The sequence below is a fragment of the Pseudomonas sp. Irchel s3f7 genome, from assembly GCF_900187615.1.
GTDB lineage: Bacteria > Pseudomonadota > Gammaproteobacteria > Pseudomonadales > Pseudomonadaceae > Aquipseudomonas.
This window is the reverse complement of sequence record NZ_FYDO01000004.1, coordinates 226,709-244,637: the sequence shown is the minus strand read 5'-3', so window position 1 is coordinate 244,637 and position 17,929 is coordinate 226,709. Positions and strand designations below refer to the sequence as shown.

The 17,929-nt window shown below is 59.1% G+C and carries 21 protein-coding genes and 1 rRNA gene; 14 read left to right on the top strand and 8 right to left on the bottom strand.

Annotated features, from left to right (window positions below; translation table 11 throughout):
• Positions 1–97 (top strand): 5S ribosomal RNA (rrf, locus tag CKW19_RS05330); the annotation flags it as partial.
• A gap of 123 nt (positions 98–220) precedes the next feature.
• Here the strand turns inward: rrf and CKW19_RS05325 are convergent.
• From CKW19_RS05325 to CKW19_RS05315, 3 genes are all read right to left on the bottom strand, one after another.
• On the bottom strand, positions 221–634 hold the full coding sequence (locus CKW19_RS05325) for a VOC family protein (RefSeq protein ID WP_095056927.1): 414 nt from the start codon (positions 632–634) through the stop codon (positions 221–223).
• Between the two features lie 87 nt (positions 635–721).
• The gene (locus CKW19_RS05320; protein WP_095056926.1) at positions 722–1,381 is read right to left on the bottom strand and encodes a TetR/AcrR family transcriptional regulator; all 660 of its coding nucleotides are present in this window, start codon (positions 1,379–1,381) and stop codon (positions 722–724) included.
• A complete protein-coding gene (locus CKW19_RS05315; RefSeq protein WP_095056925.1) occupies positions 1,368–2,219 on the bottom strand; it encodes a 3-hydroxybutyryl-CoA dehydrogenase in 852 nt (283 codons plus the stop codon). The genes CKW19_RS05320 and CKW19_RS05315 overlap by 14 nt, the downstream gene beginning before the upstream one ends.
• A gap of 164 nt (positions 2,220–2,383) precedes the next feature.
• On the opposite strand from CKW19_RS05315, the gene CKW19_RS05310 reads away from it, so the two are divergent.
• Positions 2,384–3,391 carry an AraC family transcriptional regulator gene (locus CKW19_RS05310; RefSeq protein WP_095056943.1) on the top strand — a complete coding sequence of 336 codons (1,008 nt, stop codon included), beginning with the start codon at positions 2,384–2,386 and terminating at the stop codon, positions 3,389–3,391.
• Between the two features lie 31 nt (positions 3,392–3,422).
• Here CKW19_RS05310 and CKW19_RS28995 read toward each other — a convergent pair whose 3' ends face one another.
• Entirely contained in the window at positions 3,423–3,548 is a 126-nt protein-coding gene (locus CKW19_RS28995; protein ID WP_256580300.1) for a hypothetical protein, read from the bottom strand.
• 49 nt (positions 3,549–3,597) lie between these two features.
• Positions 3,598–4,971, bottom strand: coding sequence for a nucleotide 5'-monophosphate nucleosidase PpnN (gene ppnN / locus CKW19_RS05305; protein WP_095056924.1), 1,374 nt, complete (start codon positions 4,969–4,971; stop codon positions 3,598–3,600).
• Positions 4,972–5,187: 216 nt separating this feature from the next.
• On the opposite strand from ppnN, the gene CKW19_RS05300 reads away from it, so the two are divergent.
• Together CKW19_RS05300 and CKW19_RS05295 are read left to right on the top strand one after the other, a co-directional pair.
• Positions 5,188–5,715 (top strand): DUF3087 domain-containing protein, encoded by a 528-nt coding sequence (locus tag CKW19_RS05300; RefSeq protein ID WP_095056923.1) that lies wholly within the window; start codon positions 5,188–5,190, stop codon positions 5,713–5,715.
• A gap of 54 nt (positions 5,716–5,769) precedes the next feature.
• On the top strand, positions 5,770–7,314 hold the full coding sequence (locus CKW19_RS05295) for a sensor domain-containing diguanylate cyclase (protein ID WP_095056922.1): 1,545 nt from the start codon (positions 5,770–5,772) through the stop codon (positions 7,312–7,314).
• Positions 7,315–7,365: 51 nt separating this feature from the next.
• Here CKW19_RS05295 and CKW19_RS05290 read toward each other — a convergent pair whose 3' ends face one another.
• Positions 7,366–7,731: a DUF2784 domain-containing protein gene (locus CKW19_RS05290; RefSeq protein WP_095056921.1), complete on the bottom strand. Its 366-nt coding sequence runs from the start codon at positions 7,729–7,731 to the stop codon at positions 7,366–7,368.
• 142 nt (positions 7,732–7,873) lie between these two features.
• Here CKW19_RS05290 and CKW19_RS05285 point away from each other — a divergent pair, with 142 nt between their 5' ends.
• Positions 7,874–8,572: an AzlC family ABC transporter permease gene (locus CKW19_RS05285; protein WP_095056920.1), complete on the top strand. Its 699-nt coding sequence runs from the start codon at positions 7,874–7,876 to the stop codon at positions 8,570–8,572.
• Positions 8,572–8,883, top strand: coding sequence for an AzlD domain-containing protein (locus CKW19_RS05280; protein WP_177408774.1), 312 nt, complete (start codon positions 8,572–8,574; stop codon positions 8,881–8,883). Before CKW19_RS05285 ends, CKW19_RS05280 begins: the two co-directional genes overlap by 1 nt.
• A 165-nt stretch (positions 8,884–9,048) precedes the next feature.
• Here CKW19_RS05280 and CKW19_RS05275 read toward each other — a convergent pair whose 3' ends face one another.
• The gene (locus CKW19_RS05275; protein WP_095056918.1) at positions 9,049–9,735 is read right to left on the bottom strand and encodes an SOS response-associated peptidase family protein; all 687 of its coding nucleotides are present in this window, start codon (positions 9,733–9,735) and stop codon (positions 9,049–9,051) included.
• A gap of 138 nt (positions 9,736–9,873) precedes the next feature.
• On the opposite strand from CKW19_RS05275, the gene CKW19_RS05270 reads away from it, so the two are divergent.
• Positions 9,874–10,773: a polysaccharide deacetylase family protein gene (locus tag CKW19_RS05270; RefSeq protein WP_095056917.1), complete on the top strand. Its 900-nt coding sequence runs from the start codon at positions 9,874–9,876 to the stop codon at positions 10,771–10,773.
• A gap of 117 nt (positions 10,774–10,890) precedes the next feature.
• Positions 10,891–11,130, top strand: coding sequence for a DUF1652 domain-containing protein (locus CKW19_RS05265; protein ID WP_095056916.1), 240 nt, complete (start codon positions 10,891–10,893; stop codon positions 11,128–11,130).
• A gap of 148 nt (positions 11,131–11,278) precedes the next feature.
• On the opposite strand, the gene CKW19_RS05260 is transcribed toward CKW19_RS05265, so the two are convergent.
• Complete coding sequence (locus CKW19_RS05260) at positions 11,279–12,166, bottom strand: LysR family transcriptional regulator (RefSeq protein ID WP_095056915.1); 888 nt, start codon at positions 12,164–12,166, stop codon at positions 11,279–11,281.
• Between the two features lie 124 nt (positions 12,167–12,290).
• On the opposite strand from CKW19_RS05260, the gene CKW19_RS05255 reads away from it, so the two are divergent.
• From CKW19_RS05255 to benB, 6 genes are all read left to right on the top strand, one after another.
• Positions 12,291–13,439 (top strand): muconate cycloisomerase family protein, encoded by a 1,149-nt coding sequence (locus CKW19_RS05255; RefSeq protein WP_177408773.1) that lies wholly within the window; start codon positions 12,291–12,293, stop codon positions 13,437–13,439.
• A gap of 10 nt (positions 13,440–13,449) precedes the next feature.
• Positions 13,450–13,740, top strand: coding sequence for a muconolactone Delta-isomerase (gene catC, locus CKW19_RS05250; RefSeq protein WP_095056913.1), 291 nt, complete (start codon positions 13,450–13,452; stop codon positions 13,738–13,740).
• A gap of 55 nt (positions 13,741–13,795) precedes the next feature.
• Positions 13,796–14,725 carry a catechol 1,2-dioxygenase gene (gene catA / locus CKW19_RS05245; RefSeq protein ID WP_095056912.1) on the top strand — a complete coding sequence of 310 codons (930 nt, stop codon included), beginning with the start codon at positions 13,796–13,798 and terminating at the stop codon, positions 14,723–14,725.
• A 166-nt stretch (positions 14,726–14,891) separates the two neighbouring features.
• Positions 14,892–15,851: an AraC family transcriptional regulator gene (locus CKW19_RS05240; protein ID WP_095056911.1), complete on the top strand. Its 960-nt coding sequence runs from the start codon at positions 14,892–14,894 to the stop codon at positions 15,849–15,851.
• A gap of 228 nt (positions 15,852–16,079) precedes the next feature.
• Positions 16,080–17,444 carry a benzoate 1,2-dioxygenase large subunit gene (gene benA, locus CKW19_RS05235; RefSeq protein ID WP_095056910.1) on the top strand — a complete coding sequence of 455 codons (1,365 nt, stop codon included), beginning with the start codon at positions 16,080–16,082 and terminating at the stop codon, positions 17,442–17,444.
• Entirely contained in the window at positions 17,441–17,929 is a 489-nt protein-coding gene (benB, locus tag CKW19_RS05230) for a benzoate 1,2-dioxygenase small subunit (protein ID WP_095056909.1), read from the top strand. The genes benA and benB overlap by 4 nt, the downstream gene beginning before the upstream one ends.

Genomic DNA, 17,929 nt, shown 5'->3' with positions numbered 1-17,929 from the left:
TGGAACCACCTGATCCCATCCCGAACTCAGCAGTGAAACGATGCATCGCCGATGGTAGTGTGGGGTTTCCCCATGTGAGAGTAGGTCATCGTCAAGATTAAATTCCGAAACCCCAATTGCGAAAGCAATTGGGGTTTTGTTTTGTCCGCAGGAAAGTTCAATGTCCTTAAAACACCGTCCCGTCAGGCGGTGTTGTCATTAGACGACCTGCGAATTCCTTTCACTGGTCCTTTTCGCAATTCACCATCCATGACACGCCAAAACGGTCGACCAACATGCCGAAACGCGCAGCCCAAAAGGTGGTCTCCAGCGGCATTTGTACGCTACCTCCCTCAGATAAAGCACTGAAAACGCGTTCAGCTTCGGCGATGCTGTCGACATTCAGCGAGATGGAACATCCGCTCATATTATCGGTGGGGCGGTCAGGGGTGGTGTCCGACCCCATGATTGCCTGATCGCCTACAACGAGACGGGTATGAATGATCAGGTTATGGAGGTCTTGCGGCACGTGCTCGGCGGCGGGGGTGTCGCCAAAAGTCGTCATGGCTTCGATCTGACCAGACAAACTTTGCGCGTAAAACTCAAACGCGGCTTTGCAGTCGCCATTGAAGATCAGGTAAGGATTGATTTTCATATTCGGCTCCAGGTTTGGAAGGGACACATCGGATTGGACGCCGGGTGCAGCAGCGAATTCCGATGTATTGAGCCGAAAAGCAAAGCGCTAAATAGCGGTAATGGCGGGAATTTCTTTAGAAGATTTTTCGATAGGCCGGGCCAGACTTATGGCTTCCGGTGCGCGTCGTGGAGACAACACTCGTTCGATGGCACCACTCACCAGGCTCTCCAGCAGCTCATCGTGCTCCTGTTCATCCAGAATATGAGGTGTAAGCCAGCTGGGGGCGCTGTTGAGCAATGACGCAATGGCATGCCCGGCTGCCAACACACCCTGCTCACTGAAACGGGGCTTTACATCAAGTATTTTCAGCAGGGTACGCTCGTACTGTTCGCGCAACTGCTGCACCCGTTGCTGCTGCTCGTCATTCAGGCAACCGCTGTCACGTTCCACCAGACGAAAATGCCAAGGCATATCCCGATGCAGGTTCAGGTGCGCGCGTATCACGCTGTTGAGTTTGTCGCGTTTCGCCGGGGCTTTTTGCCGGATGCGTTCGAGCGTAGCCAACAGCTCCTCGTAGAACTCTTCGATCAGGTCGAGTAACAAGTGCTGTTTGCTGGGGTAATGATGGTACAGCGAGCCTGGAGAAAGCCCCAGGCACGTGGCGAGTTCGCGCATGCCGACCTGGCCGAAACCTTTGCTGGCAAACAATTCCAGCACCTTGTCCCGGTACTCTGCGAAACGCGAACAACGCTCAGGCATAGGCATGGAAGCCGCGCCCCGTTTTGCGTCCCAGATACCCGGCAGCGACCATTTCCTTAAGCAGTGGAGCCGGGCGGTACTTACTGTCGTTGAAACCTTCATAGAAGGCTTCCATGATCGCCAGTAGAGTGTCCAGGCCGATCAGATCCGCCAGGGCCAATGGGCCGATGGGTTGATTGCAGCCCAGGCGCATACCTGCGTCGATGTCTTCGGCGCTGGCCAGGCCTTCCTGGAACACCAGGATCGATTCGTTGATCATCGGTACCAGGATTCGGTTAACCACGAAGCCCGGACGGTTACCCGCGGTGATCGCGGTTTTGCCGAGGGTCGTTGCCATGTCCAGGGCCAGTTTGTGAGTGGCATCACTGGTTTGCAGGCCACGAATCACTTCAATCAACCCCATCACCGGCACCGGGTTGAAGAAGTGCAGGCCGATGAAGCGTTCAGGTTGGCTGACGCTCGCAGCGAGCTGGGTGATCGACAGCGACGAAGTGTTGGACGCAATCACGCACTCGTGGGTGACCTGCGCGGCGATCTGTTGCAGTACACGTAATTTCAGTTCGAGATTTTCCGTGGCCGCTTCGATCACCAGTTGCACGTTTTGCAGGCTGCTGTAATCGGTACTGGTGCGGATTTTGTCGAGGGTTGCCAGTTTCTGCTCTTGTGTCAGGGTTTCCTTGGCAACCTGCCGATCAAGGTTCTTACCGACGGTTGCGACAGCTTTTTGCAGCGCGCTCTCGGAGATGTCGATCAAGGTCACGTTGAAACCCGCCATGGCGCAGACTTGCGCAATGCCGTTGCCCATGGTGCCTGCACCGATCACTCCGATGTTTTGCAGATTCATCTTTACGTCCTTCGATCAAACCGTGCGATACCTTCGCCGCCACTGCGGCCGAAGGCGTACTATTGCCGCGAGTCTAGAGCTGGCAGGACGGTTGTCCTATGCCGCAACTGTTCAACGGCACTGGCGTTTTTTGCCATTCGGATGATGAGAAGAGAAACGTTCATATGCGGGAAAAGGACTCGGTCGCTGCCTATTTTGTACAGGCAATGATCCATGGGCTGCGGGATAAACCACAGCGCGTGAAGGCGGTACTCGAACAGGCGGGTGTCGATCCGGCGATCATGCAACAGCCGACGGCGCGAGTGCCGGCCAGTGCATTTGCTGCGTTGTGGCTGATACAGATCCGCGAACTCGACGACGAGTTTTTCGGGCTCGACTCACATGGCATGCCACCCGGCAGTTTCGCCTTGATATGCCGCGCTTTGATCCAAGAGCCCGACCTGCATAAAGCCATGCGCCAGTGCCTGGCCAATTTCGCACTGTTCTTGCGCGACTTTCGCGGCACGCTGACGGTCCGTGGCAAACGGGCAGTCATCAGCCTGGAAACCCAGTCGCAAGACGCCGATGCCAGCCGTTTTGGAGAAGAGACGTTCCTGGTGTTGATGATCAGTATTTTGTGCTGGCTGGGTGGCCGGCGTATCCCGATTGATCGCGCCGACTTTCGCCATGAGCGTCTGTCGCTCAGCGATGACCGTTTGCTTTGGGGGCCCAACCTGACCTTCGGCGCTGAACGCACTGAAATCGAATTTGCCAGCCATTACCTGCGACTGCCGGTGGCACAGGATCTCGTGTCGCTGAAAGTGTTCCTGCGCACGGCGCCGCAATGGTTGGTCATTCGTTTTCGCAACCAGCATGGCCTGGCGTCACACGTTCACCAGCGTTTGCGCGGCAGTCATTACAGCGAATGGCCGACGTTGCAGGCCTTCGCGTTGGAGCAGCACCTGAGCCCCAGCACCTTCCGCCGCAAACTGGAACGCGAAGGCTGTTCTTATCAAGAGATCAAGGATGAAGTGCGACGGGGTGTGGCGTTCGAACAGTTGCGGCACAGCGGGGCAAGTATCAGTGATATCGCCGAACAGCTGGGTTTTCAGGAACCCAGCGCCTTCCATCGGGCGTTCAAGAAGTGGACGGGGGAAAGCCCGGGGCGCTATCGGGCGAGGTATCAGGAGTAACAACAGGCGCTTCTGTTTTTTGGTCCCGACGTCAGGCGTTTTCCAGCATCTCAATCAACGGCTCCTGCCACACCGTTTCGTGGGTCTCTCGCAGTTCGGCGGAATGACGTTGGCGCATTTTTTCTTTCCATGGAGTGCCGCGAACCGTAGCTTTCACTGCGGTTCACGACGGTCGAGCTCATGTCGGAGTTCTTACGCCGATTGAATTACGCCACCACCCGATAACACGGCACATACGCCGCGCCGCCCGGCAACTTCATGCGGTGCTGGGCGACGAAGGCTTTGAGCAGTTGGTCCAGTGGCTGCATGATCGCGGCATCGCCGCGGATCTGATACGGGCCGTGCTCTTCGATCAGACGGATGCCCTTGTCCTTGACGTTGCCGGCGACGATGCCGGAGAACGCGCGGCGCAGGTTGGCCGCCAGTTCGTGAGCGGGCAGGTCGAGGCTCAGTTTCAGGTTGGCCATGTTTTCGTGGGTCGGGTCAAACGGACGCTGGAAGCCCTCATCGATTTTCAGAAGCCAGTTGAAGTGGAAGGCATCGGCGCGCTCGCGGCGGAATTGCTTCACCGCTTTGAGGCCTTGGGTCATTTGCCGGGCGACTTCGACCGGATCGTCGATGATGATCTGGTAATGCTGTCTGGCTGCATCGCCCAGAGTGGCGGCGACGAAGGCGTCCAGTTGTTCCAGGTACGCGGCAGCGTGTTTCGGCCCGGTGAGGATGACCGGGAAGGGCAGGCCGGCGTTGTCCGGGTGCATCAGGATGCCGAGCAGGTACAGGAACTCTTCAGCCGTGCCGGCGCCGCCCGGAAAAATGATGATGCCGTGGCCGACGCGTACGAAGGCTTCGAGGCGTTTTTCGATGTCCGGCAGGATTACCAGTTCGTTGACAATCGGGTTTGGCGCTTCGGCGGCGATGATGCCCGGCTCAGTCAGGCCAAGGTAGCGGCCGCCGTGGATGCGTTGCTTGGCGTGGGCGATGGTCGCGCCTTTCATCGGGCCTTTCATCACGCCGGGGCCGCAACCGGTGCAGATGTCCAGGCTGCGCAGGCCCAGTTCGTGACCGACCTTCTTGGTGTATTTGTATTCTTCGGTATTGATCGAGTGGCCGCCCCAGCACACCACGATTTTCGGTTCGACGCCGGGGCGCAGGGTGCGGGCGTTGCGCAGCAGGTGGAAGACGTAGTCGCTGATGCCCTGGGAGGTGCTCAGGTCGATGCGTTGGCTGTCGAGTTCGTTTTCGGTGTAGACGATGTCACGCAGGGCGCTGAACAGCATTTCCCGGGTGCTGGCGATCATTTCGCCGTCGACGAAGGCGTCAGCCGGGGCGTTCAGCAGTTCCAGGCGTACGCCACGGTCTTGCTGGTGAATGCGGATTTCAAAGTCTTTGTAGGCTTCGAGGATGGTCTTGGCGTTGTCGACGTGGGCGCCGGTGTTGAGGATGGCCAGGGCGCATTGGCGGAAGATGTTGTAGGTGCTGCCGGAACCGGCTTCGCTCAGTTGCTGGACTTCCCGTTGCGAGAGCGTTTCCAGGCTGCCTTTTGGGCTGACAGAGGCGTTGATTACTTGTCGTTGGGTCATGCAATGATCCTTAAAACGACGGCATCCGCGCAAAACCAGCGAATGACATCCGAATAATATGTATCCATGAAAGAAGATGGCACGAACTGCTCGGTCTCGCCATGTCCCCCGTTTGACGGTGAAAAGATGAAAAGGAGCCCCAGCATAGCTAAATCCCTCGCAGAGGCGATAATGGCCCGCAGTCTTTTTGCCCATGACCCAAGGAAACCTGACGCAATGTTCGAAATCCAGCCGATGAACGCCGAACGCTACCGGCAACAGACGCGGCGCAGCACGATCATCATTGCCCTGATTTTCCTCGCCCTGGCGATGGTCCTGTCCACGGCCGCGGTGGCGTTGTTCGGTGAGCCGGGTGGCGACAATCTGCGATTCAATGTCGGAGGGGTGTTTGTCGCCGTACTGGTCATGGTGGCGCTGATGCGCAAAGTCTTCTGGACTCAGCCATGGATGGCCCCGGCAGTCTATAGTTGGCAGCTCAAGCGCACGCTCATGGCAATCACCAATGTCATGCACCATGTGAAGGTCTCCGTGGAGGCCGACGATCCGATGGCCATGAAGCTGCTACGGTTCTATCATTTGGGCTTGAACCAGATGCACCAACTGGACGGCAACTCCAGTGACCACAACCAGTTGATCCACGAGATGGAGCAACACAAGGCGCGGATGGAAGCGCTGGGTATCGACACCGAGCAGACGCAATTCAATCCGGCGTGGCTTCAAGCGGTGAAGCCTGCGGCGGCGTAGCGAGCAGCACAACGATAAGGAGTGTCGCGCCATCATCAGCACTCAGGGAGCAGCATGGGAAATCTGTTGATCAACGATCCTGTTGAAAGTCGCCGGCCTGCCGTGACCCGACTGAAGGTTCGCTCGGCGGTGACGCTGATGGTCGCGGTGTGTCTGTCGATGACGGTGATCTTGATCTGGGAGGCCTGGAGCTCGCATCGGTACCATCTGCGTGACAAGGAAGTGGCCATGTCCAACCTTGCGCAGGCCCTGGCATCACAAGCCCAGGATTCAATCAAACAGGCCGATACGCTGTTGTTTACCCTGGTGGATCGACTGGAGCACGAGGGTGCCGATCAATCCCGCTTGCCGCGTTTGCTCAGCGCCCAGCGCAGTGAGCTGAGCCAGCTCCACGGTCTGTTTGTATTCGACGAAACGGGGCGCTGGCTCGCCAACTCCAATGGTGTCGGGCAGGAGGGGCTCAACAATGCGGACCGCGAGTATTTTCTGTTCCATCGCGATCATCCAGGCCGAGGGCCGCACATCGGGCCGTCGATCAAGAGCCGCTCGAGCGGCGAGTGGGTCATGCCGGTGTCGCGACGGGTCAATCATCCGGACGGCAGCTTCGCCGGGGTGGCGCTGGCGACGATCTATCTGAGCCATTTCCTGCAACTCTACGACAGCATCGATATGGGCAGTAACGGTGTGATCAACCTGATCGCCGACAACGCGACCATTGTCATTCGCCGACCCTTCAATTCGTCAGATATTGGAACCAGCCTGTCCAAGAGTCCGTTGTTTGTTGATTTGCTGCCCAAGGGCGATGCGGGCACCGCCACCATCAAATCGATCATCGACGGCGTGGACCGGGTCGTGGGGTATCGCCGGGTCGAGGGTTATCCGCTGATCGTTTTTGTCGCGGTGAACAAGGACGAAGTGCTCGGCAGCTGGCGCAAGCAAACCCTGCTCAGCGCGGGTCTTGTCTCGGTGTTGCTGGTCGTTCTCTGGATGCTGGGTTATCGGCTGATCAAGCTGATGAGGCGCCAGAACCGAGTCCAGGCCGAGTTGCTGGGGACTCAGGAAAAACTCCTTGGGGTCAACCGCAACCTCGAACAACTGGCCCTCAACGACGCGCTCACGGGGCTGGCCAACCGGCGGCAGTTCGACATCTTCATCGAATCGGAACTGGGTCGCGCCCGGCGTAACCAGACGAGCCTCGGGTTGCTGATGCTCGACGTCGACCATTTCAAGGCGTTCAACGATCACTACGGGCATTTGGCCGGTGACGAGTGTTTGCGCAAGGTCAGTGCGATCATCACTGACAATATCCGCAGTCCCGGTGATCTGGCCGCCCGATACGGTGGCGAGGAGTTTGCCGTGGTGCTGCCCGGTGCGGACTACGTGGGGGCGTTTCTGGTCGCGGAAAAAATCCGTCGTGCGGTGCAGGAGGCGAACATCCTGCATGGTGACAGTCCCGAAGGGCAGGTGACGGTCAGTCTTGGGTTGAGTGCCTGTGATGCGAGCTCGTTGGCCGGGCCCGAGGATCTGATCGGCGCAGCGGACAAGGCGCTTTACGTGGCCAAGACCAGCGGCCGGAATATGAGCGTCATCGCCAACTGACCGCCACGCGTTTAGCCCGACCGGTCAAGGCGCTGGATGAATCGGGTGTTGTCAGTCCGTGCGCCGCCATTTCCACAGACGAAGATAGACCAGCACATTGATCAGCAGCACCACGCAGCCTAACCCAAGCTGAATGCCCGGGGTCAGCCCGGCGGGGTAGATGATCGGCCAGACATAATGCTCGATGAATCCACCGTCATAGCCGGCTTGCCCGGCGCGATGGCGCAGATGGTTTTCCCAATCGGTGAGCGGGCAGGGCAGGTGAAAAAACTCCACCGCCATCCCCCACAGCGCTGCAGGTGGATGCCACCACACCAGGTGCCGCCATTTGAGCACCAGCAGACCGCCGAACAATACGAACAGAATGAACGACAGATGAAACAGCACCAGCCCATCGGCGGCGATTCGGTACAGCATGGCGATGCCCCTGGCCGGGTAGATCAATCGCTCCATGGTACTCGGGCTGGCCTTGGATACCGTGGCGGGTGAGCAAAATTGTTAAAGCCAATGGCCGCGAGGACTGGCACAGTCACGGGTCTTTCCCTTTCTGTAGAACGTCATGTCCAATTCACTCCTGCCCCGCAGTGCCTTTCTGCGCGGCGCCGCAGCGATCATGCCGCTGTCCCTGGCTACGGCGCCCTGGGGCTTGCTGGCCGGTTCCATGGCCATCGAAGCCAATCTCACGCCCCTGCAAGGTCAGGGCCTGTCGAGCATCGTGTTTGCCGGTGCCGCGCAGCTGGTTGCCATCGGTATGCTCAAGGGCGGTGCCGGGATCTTTTCGATTTTGTTGACCACGTTGCTGCTGACCTCCCAGCATTTGCTCTACGGGATGAGCATGCGTTCGGTGATTTCACCGCTGCCGGGGCGCTGGCGTGTGGGGTTGGGGTTCTTGCTGACGGATGAGCTGTTCGCCCTGACCAGCCAGCACGACAAACAGCAGTTCAACCGCTGGTACGCCCTGGGTGTCGGCTTGACGTTTTACATCGCCTGGAACCTCTTTACCCTGGCCGGGATTGTGTTGGGCAGCAGCATTCCGGGCCTTGAGCATCTGGGGCTGGACTTCTCCATCGCGGCGACGTTTATCGCCCTGATCACCCCGGTGGTGCGCAACGTACCAACCGTGGTGTGCGTGGCGGTGTCGTTGTTTTGCTCGGTGTTATTCAGCTACTGGCAGTGGGGTTCGGCCCTGGTGCTGTCGGGTTTGGCGGGGATGACCGCCGGGTTTGTCTGCAACAAATTCTACGGTGGACGCACATGATGGTCTGGGCAGTGATTATCGGAATGGGCCTGTTGGTGTTCCTCAACCGCTATGTGTTTCTCGAGCCGAGGTTGCCGCTTCGCTTGAGCAGTAATGCCCGGCAGTTTCTCGGGTTTGCGGTGCCGGGGATGCTGACGGCGATTTGCGGGCCGATTGTGTTCATGCCGGAGAAGCAACTGAACCTGCAATGGGACAATCCCTACCTGATCAGCTCGCTGGTGGCTGTCGGCCTGGTGCTGTACACCCGTAATACTTTGCTCAGCATGCTGTTGAGCATGGGCTTCTTCTTTGTGCTGCGCTGGTGGCTCTGAGGTTTGGCGCAGGAAAGTTGTTCTACGCTTAAGGTTGATGAACGAACCCTTCAGACAGCGAGGTGAACATGGCCAATGAACCCAAGCGTCCCGATCCGGACGAAGATGTTGATGAGCCTACGGAAGAAGAGATTGAAGAGCAGAGGCGTTGAACGCACGCCAGGCTCACGACTTGATTGTTTCATCAATTAACCAGGCGCCCTGATTTCTGACATTGCCGACCGCCTTGTCGACTTTGTGCCACTCAAATACATCACTCACTTCGCCTTGCATTAACACCATCTCTTCGGCCCGCTCTTTGGGGGTGGCCGGGTCCAGCCATTCCCTGGCGAACTCCGCTGAAAACACCACCGGCCTGCGGTCATGCACATCCAGCAGGCCGCCAGCGCTGTCGGCGGTGATGATCACGAAGCCGTCGTGCTCCCGTGGAGGCGCGCCACCGACGGGGAACTGACCAATGGCGGCGCAGAACACCGGTGCGTGGTCTCGTCGACGAATCAGCCAGGGTTGCCGCGTCGAATCGCCGGCATCGACCCATTCGAACCAGCTATCAACCGGACAGATTGCGCGATGGGGCCAGATCGCCCGGAAATACGGGCCATGGGCGACTTTCTCGACCCGCGCATTGATCGGCGCCGCACGATCCGTCGCCCAGTGCGGTCGCCAGCCCCAGCGTACCGAGTCGGCATGCAGCCGCCCATTTTCCTCATGCAACAGGGCAAGCTGCGTGGTGGGCGCGGCGTTGTAGCGCGCCAATGGCTCGTTGCCGACGTGATTGATCAGCGCATCGGGAATGCTCAGCGCCGCCACGAAGTCGTGGATTCCGTGGTATTGCGACAGTCGTCCGCACATGGCCTGACACTCTGGTTGGGCGGTGTTTTCAGTTTAGTTGCTGGACGTAAAATGGGCCTGGCAAGCACTGGAACCAAACTCTGTGTACCTTATCCAACCTCGGCCCGCCGCCCGATGCGGGCCGGCCCAAGGCAAAACATGAAACAATTATTCAAATTTTTAACGGTGTGCGCCCTGGCAGTCGGTCTGCTGGGTTGCATTGCAGCGCCGATTGAGATGACCCCGCAGACCGAACAGCGTCTGCGCGAGCAACCGCCGATTCGTTTTCTGCTGACGTTCGATGACGGCCCCAGTGCATCGAGCTGGTGGAATCCGACCGTGACCGTGCTTGAGAGCCTCGCGCACAATCCGCTGCAACCGAACATCAAAGCGGTGTTCTTTGTGCAGACCCGCGCTCCGAGGGCCGGCGGCAGCGACCTGGGCCGCGAAATCATGCGCCGCGAACACGCAGAAGGGCACGTTCTGGGTTTCCACACCGCCACGCCCTCGCACACCAATCATCGTTCCCTTGACCCGGCAGAACTGGAGCAGGCCCTCACCGACGGCAGCGCCGACATTGCCGCCATGACCGGCGTGCCAACTGTGTTGCTGCGTCCGCCGTTCTGGAACTACGACAAGCGCACCTTCGCGGCGTATCAGCAACATGGCCTGCATGTACTGCTGACGGATTTGAGTGCCAACGACGGCAAGATCTGGGGCTTCAATGCCAGCCCGCGACGCCGCTCACACATGCTGCGATCAATGTCTGAAGTGCGCGAGCGCATCGCCCGTGGTGAGTTGCCGGTGGTTGATGGGGTGATCCCGGTGGTGGTGACGTTCCACGACCTCAACCGCTACACCGCCCGGCATGCCCGCGAGTATTTGCAGATACTCCTCGACAGTGCTCAGGCGAGTGGCGTGAAAGTCGCCGACACGCCTTTTTACGACGATCAGGCTGCGCTGCTTCGAGCCGCCCTGGCGCGAACGGTGCGCGACGACTCGCAACCGGTTGAGTTGCCGGGGTTCTGGAATTGGATCTGGGGCGGTAATTCCCACTGAAATGCCCAGAATGCGAGCGACATAACAAAATTGACGGCAATTTGCTGACGCATAATCGGCAATGTGTATCTATGCTGAAACGGTCAATTCGATCTGCTAACGTTCGAGGCACCGGCCATGCTTCCTATCTCAGTCTTATGCAACATCGTTGAGTCCGGTTTTGAACCGCTGTCCTGCGAATGCACGGAAAGCCTCGGACTGTTGCGCATTGAGGTTTTCGAACCCGCCACCGGACGGGTTGAACTGTTGATCAATGGTGTGTCAACAGCTGAGTTGACCAGCGTGCGCGCCATTTCTGATCTTGTCGGCGAGTTGCGTACCGAGGTGAAGGCCGGGCGTAGGGCGTTTGCGGGTTGATGTAAACACCGACCGGTGGCGAGGGAGCTTGCCCCCGCTGGGGCGCGAAACGGCCCCCGGCATTCTTTCAGGCATGCCGAGTAGGCAGCATAGCGACTGCTTCGCCGTCGAACGGGGGCAAGCCCCCTCGCCACAGGTATTCATTGCCTCACGTCGCGGGCGGTAGCAGTTCCTCGATCATCCGCAAACAATGATTCAAACCCGGCGACACATCGCCCACCCGTCGACTCAGAATGATCGGCGAAGTCGCATTGTCTTCCATTATCGGGGTAAAACCGATGTCGTCGCGGTGCAGCAATTGCACCGAGGCGGGCACCAGCGTGACCCCGATGCCTGCCCCCACCAGACCAATCGCCGTTTGCAGTTCGTTGGTCCATTGCGCCACATGGATGCTCACGCCGTAGGACTCGAACAGGGCAATCACATGGTCGGCGTAACTCGGTCGCGGATTGCCGGGGTACAGCACAAAGGGTTCCTTTGCCAGATCCCGCAGGCTGATGGGCCCGGCGAGTAACGGGTGACCGGCGGGCAGGGCGGCGACCAGGCGGTCTTCGGTCAACACGGTCTGGATGATGGCGGGATCGTCAATGCGGATACGGCCGAAACCGATGTCGATCCGCCCGGCCTTGAGCGCCTGCACTTGCTGCAATGTGGTCATTTCCGACAGGCCCAGCTCCAGTTCCAGCGGCTCACCGCTGCGCAAGCGGCGTATCAGTTCCGGTAACACGCCATACAGCGTCGAGGGCGCAAAACCGATACCCAGCCAGGTCTTTTCACCCAACCCGATGCGGCGCGTGTTGTCGCAGACCTTGTTCAGTTGCTCGAGCAGGGCGGTGGAGTGTTCATGGAAAAACCGCCCGGCGTCGGTCAGCTTCAGCGGTCGCCCGCGCTCCAGCAGGATCACTCCCAATTCATCTTCCAGTTGCTGGATCTGCCGGCTCAAGGGCGGCTGGGCGATGTGCAGCAACTCGGCGGCGCGCGTGAAGTTGAGGGTTTGAGCCAATACCTGGAAGTAACGCAGGTGCCGCAGTTCCATGGAGCCTCCCGTCAATCGTTTGCATACCTTTAAGGTATCAAGTCAGACCAATTCTATATTGGCTTCAGGAAAAAAGCCGTACGAGAATCGATTCCAGAACTTCAAGAACCTGACGGGTATCGAAATGCTTGCAACTGCCATTGAATCGATCGAGACGATCATCGTCGATCTGCCGACCATCCGCCCGCACAAGCTGGCGATGCATACCATGCAGAACCAGACGCTGGTGATCATTCGCGTGCGTTGCGCCGACGGCATCGAAGGCATCGGCGAATCCACCACCATCGGTGGCCTGGCCTACGGCAACGAAAGCCCGGACAGCATCAAGACCAACATCGACACGCACTTCGCACCGTTGTTGATTGGCCAGGACAGCAACAACGTCAACGCGGCCATGTTGCGCCTGGAGCGCAGCATTCGCGGCAACACATTCGCCAAGTCCGGTATTGAAACCGCGCTGCTCGACGCGCTGGGCAAACGCCTCGGCCTGCCGGTCAGCGAATTGCTCGGTGGCCGCGTGCGTGACGCGCTGCCGGTGGCCTGGACCCTGGCCAGCGGCGATACCGAAAAAGACATCGCCGAAGCCGAAAAAATGCTCGACCTGCGCCGCCACCGCATCTTCAAACTGAAGATCGGTGCCGGCGAGGTCAACCGCGACCTGGCCCACGTGATTGCGATCAAGAAAGCCTTGGGCGACCGTGCCAGCGTGCGGGTCGACGTCAATCAGGCGTGGGACGAAGCGGTGGCGCTGCGGGCCTGCCGAATCCTTGGCACCAACGGCATCGACCTGATCGAGCAACCCATTTCGCGCAACAACCGCGCGGGTATGGCCCGTCTGAACGCCATGAGCCCGGCACCGATCATGGCCGACGAATCCATCGAATGCGTGGAAGATGCGTTCAACCTGGCCCGCGAAGGCGCGGCCTCGGTGTTCGCCCTGAAAATCGCCAAGAACGGTGGCCCACGTGCCGTGCTGCGTACCGCTTCGATCGCCGAAGCGGCGGGTATCGCCCTGTACGGCGGCACCATGCTTGAAGGTGGCCTGGGCACCATGGCCTCGGCCCATGCCTTTGTCACCCTGAACAAACTGGCGTGGGACACCGAGCTGTTCGGCCCGTTGCTGCTGACCGAAGACGTTCTCAGCGAACCGCTGGTGTACCGCGATTTTGAACTGCATGTGCCGAACACCCCGGGTCTGGGCCTGAGCCTGGATGAAGAGCGCCTGGCGTTCTTCCGCCGCGACAAGACATCCACCGCCATTCATCAAGCCTGAGGAGAGCATTATGCTGTTCCACGTAAAAATGACCGTGAACCTGCCGGTCGATATGAATCCGGAAACGGCAGCCAAACTCAAGGCTGACGAGAAAGCCCTGGCCCAGCGCCTGCAGGAGCAGGGCAAGTGGCGCCACTTGTGGCGTATCGCCGGCCATTACGCCAACTACAGCGTGTTCGACGTCGACAGCGTTCAGGAACTGCATGACCTGCTGATGCAATTGCCGCTGTTCCCGTACATGGCCATCGAAATCGATGCGATGTGTCGGCATCCTTCTTCCATCCGTGACGACGACCGCTGAGCCCAGCCTGTTCAGCGCGCTACGCTAATAATTACAAGATGAGGAACCCTTCAAAATGAACGTCAAGATTTCCCACACTGCCGAAGTCCAGAAATTTCTCGAAGAGGCCAGCGGCCTGCTCAACGACGCCGGTGATCCACGGACCAAGGCATTGGTGTACCGCATCCTGCGTGATTCGGTGAACATCATCGAAGACCTGGCCGTGACCCCGGAAGAGTTCTGGAAAGCAGTCAACTACCTGAACGTGCTGGGTGCACGCCAGGAAGCCGGGCTGGTAGTGGCCGGCCTCGGTCTGGAGCATTACCTTGATCTGCTGATGGACGCTGAAGACGAGCAGGCCGGCAAATCCGGCGGCACGCCGCGTACCATCGAAGGCCCGCTGTACGTGGCGGGTGCACCGCTGTCGGAAGGCGAGGCGCGTCTGGATGACGGCATCGATCCGGGTGTGACCCTGTTCATGCAAGGCCGCGTGTTCAACACCGCTGGCGAACCTCTGGCGGGTGCCGTGGTAGACGTTTGGCACGCCAACACTGGCGGTACCTACTCGTACTTCGACACCACGCAATCGGAATTCAACCTGCGTCGCCGTATCGTTACCGACGCCGAAGGCCGCTACCGTTTCCGCAGCATCGTGCCGTCGGGCTACGGCTGCCCACCGGACGGTCCAACCCAGCAACTGCTGGATCAACTGGGCCGTCATGGCCAGCGTCCGGCCCACGTGCACTTCTTCATCTCTGCGCCGGATCATCGCCACCTGACCACCCAGATCAACCTGGATGGCGAAAAATACCTGCATGACGATTTCGCTTACGCCACCCGTGACGAGCTGATCGCGAAGATCACCTTCAGCGACGATCAACAGCGTGCAGCGGCCCATGGTGTGAGCGGTCGTTTTGCCGAAATCGAATTCGATTTCACCCTGCAGTCGACTGCACAACCTGAAGAGCAGCAGCGCCACGAACGGGTACGCGCCTTGGAAGACTGAAACACAACCCTGTAGGAGCGAGCGTGCTCGCGATGGTCGCTAACGATAACGCGTGTTTACAGGCTAAACGCGGCGTTCTCAAGTCCATCGCGAGCACGCTCGCTCCTACAGGGGTTTGGTCCTAGAATGGCCCGACGCAACCTATAACAACAATGAGAGTGACCCGATGATGCAAGCTCAACTGTTGAGTCAGCGCAGCAGAGTATTCGACCATGCCGACCCGTATGCGGTGTCGGGCTACGTCAATCAGCACGTCGGTAACCACTGCATTCTCATGCCCCGTGCCGGCAGCCCGCTGGCCAGCCTCGATCATCGCAAGTTCGCCAGTCTCGACCTGTGCCGCATCAGCTACGGCGCCAGCGTGCGGGTAACCTCGGGCGCACTGGAAAACATCTATCACCTGCAAGTGCTACTGCGCGGCAATTGCCTGTGGCGTGGCCACGGCCAGGAACATTATTTCGCCCCCGGTGAGTTGTTGCTGATCAACCCCGACGATCCGGTGGACCTGACGTACTCTGACGATTGCGAAAAATTCATCCTCAAAGTCCCCACCCGTTTGTTCGAGTCAGTCTGCGATGAGCAGCGCTGGCGCTATCCGGGGCAGGGCGTACGGTTCCTCGAGAACCGTTATCAACTCGATGAGCTGGAAGGCTTCGTCAACCTGCTGGCGATGATTTGCCAGGAAGCCGAGTCCAGCGAGCAAATCCCCAAGGTGCAGGAGCACTACACGCAGATCATCGTCAGCAAGATGCTCAGCCTGATGAAAACCAATGTCTGTCGCCTCGAACTCGGCTCGCAGACAGCCACGTTCGATGCGATTGCCGATTACATCGCCAATAACCTCAAGCAGGACATCGACAGCGAAGCACTGGCGCGTCAGGCGCACATGAGCCTGCGCTCGCTGTATGGGTTGTTCGAACGCAATGCCGGCCTTACGCCGAAAAACTACCTGCGTCAGAAGCGCCTTGAGCGCATCAACGCCTGCCTGAGCGACCCGACCTGTAACGTGCGTAACGTCACCGAAGTGGCGATGGATTACGGCTTCCTGCACTTGGGCCGGTTCTCCGACAGCTACCGCAAACAGTTCGGCGAATTGCCGTCCGATACCCTCAAACGCCGCCACTGAATCAACCCGATCCCTTGTAGGAGCTGGCTTGCCAGCGATAGCGGCTTGACTGTCGATACTGATGTGTCTGACACGCAGCCATCGCTGGCAAGCCAGCCCCTACAAGGATCGGTGTCCATCCCAAGCCCTGCACAAAACGGATAAAGGTCTGCACCCCGCGGATAGTCCGCCTCATCGCCCCGCCCTAGCATGACCCCTGCCTGAACAATAACAATGGAGGCGGCGGCCATGACCCTGCGACCCGAATATGTGCATTCCCTGCTTGAAGACGATCCCGAGCAGGGTCTCTATCGCTGTAAACGCGAGATGTTCACCGACCCCCGGTTGTTCGATCTGGAGATGGAACACATCTTCGAGGGCAACTGGCTGTATCTGGCCCACGAAAGCCAGATCCCCAACATCAACGATTTCTACACCACCACCATGGGGCGCCAGTCGATCTTCATCGCGCGCAACAAGGACGGTGTGCTCAACGCCTTCATCAACGCCTGCAGCCATCGCGGTGCGACCCTGTGCCGGCACAAGTCCGGCAACAAGAGCTCCTACACCTGCCCGTTCCACGGCTGGACCTTCAACAACTCCGGCAAGCTGCTCAAAGTCAAAGACCCGGCCAATGCCGGTTACCCGTCTAGCTTCAACTGCGAAGGCTCCCACGACCTGACCAAGGTGGCGCGTTTCGAGTCCTATCGCGGCTTCCTGTTCGGCAGCCTGAAAGCCGATGTAGTGCCACTGGTCGAGCACCTGGGCGAGTCGGCGAAGATCATCGACATGATCGTCGACCAGTCCGCCGATGGCCTGGAAGTGCTGCGCGGTTCTTCCAGCTATATCTACGAAGGCAACTGGAAACTCACCGCCGAAAACGGCGCCGACGGCTACCACGTCAGCTCCGTGCACTGGAACTACGCGGCCACCCAGAACCAGCGCAAACAGCGTGAAGCGGGTGACACCAACCCGACCATGAGCGCCGGTTCGTGGGCCAAGCAGGGCGGTGGTTTCTATTCCTTCGACAAGGGCCACATGCTGCTCTGGACCCGTTGGTCCAACCCCGAGGACCGTCCGCTGTACGAGCGCCGCGATGAGCTGGCGCAAGACTTCGGCAAGGCCCGCGCCGACTGGATGATCGAGAACTCGCGCAACCTGTGCCTGTACCCGAACGTGTACCTGATGGATCAGTTCAGCTCGCAGATCCGCATCGCCCGGCCGATCTCGGTCAACCGCACGGAAATCACCATTTATTGCATCGCCCCCAAAGGCGAAAGCGACCACGCCCGTTCGAGCCGGATTCGTCAGTACGAGGATTTCTTCAACGTCAGCGGCATGGCGACGCCGGACGATCTGGAGGAGTTCCGCTCCTGCCAGACCAGCTATCAGGGCAGCGTCACCACTTGGAACGACATGTCCCGTGGCGCCGAACACTGGATTGAAGGTGCCGACGATGCAGCCAAGGAAATCGACCTGCATCCGCTGCTCAGCGGCGTGCGCACCGAAGACGAAGGCCTGTTCGTGCTGCAACACAAATACTGGCAGCAAACCATGCTCAAGGCCCTGGCGGCCGAGCAGTCGAAGCTGATTGCCGTGGAGGACGTGCAATGAGCATTTCCTATGAAGCAGTACGCGATTTCCTCTACCGCGAAGCGCGCTACCTCGACGACCGTCAATGGGACGAATGGCTGGAAATGTACGCCCCCGACGCGACGTACTGGATGCCGTCCTGGGACGACAACGACGAGTTGACCGAAGACCCGCAGCGGGAGATCTCGCTGATCTGGTACGGCAACCGCACAGGCCTGGAAGATCGCATCTTCCGTATCAAGACCGAGCGCTCCAGCGCCAGCGTGCCGGACACCCGCACGTCCCACAACATCAGCAACATCGAGCTGCTCGAACAGGCCGACGGACTGTGCAAGGTGCGCTTCAACTGGCACACCCTGAGTTTTCGCTACAAGACCGTCGACAGCTATTTCGGCAGCAGTTTCTACACCCTCGACGTGCGCGGTGAGAATCCGCTGATCAAGGCCAAGAAAGTGATCCTGAAGAACGACTACGTTCGCCAGGTCATCGATGTTTACCACTTGTGA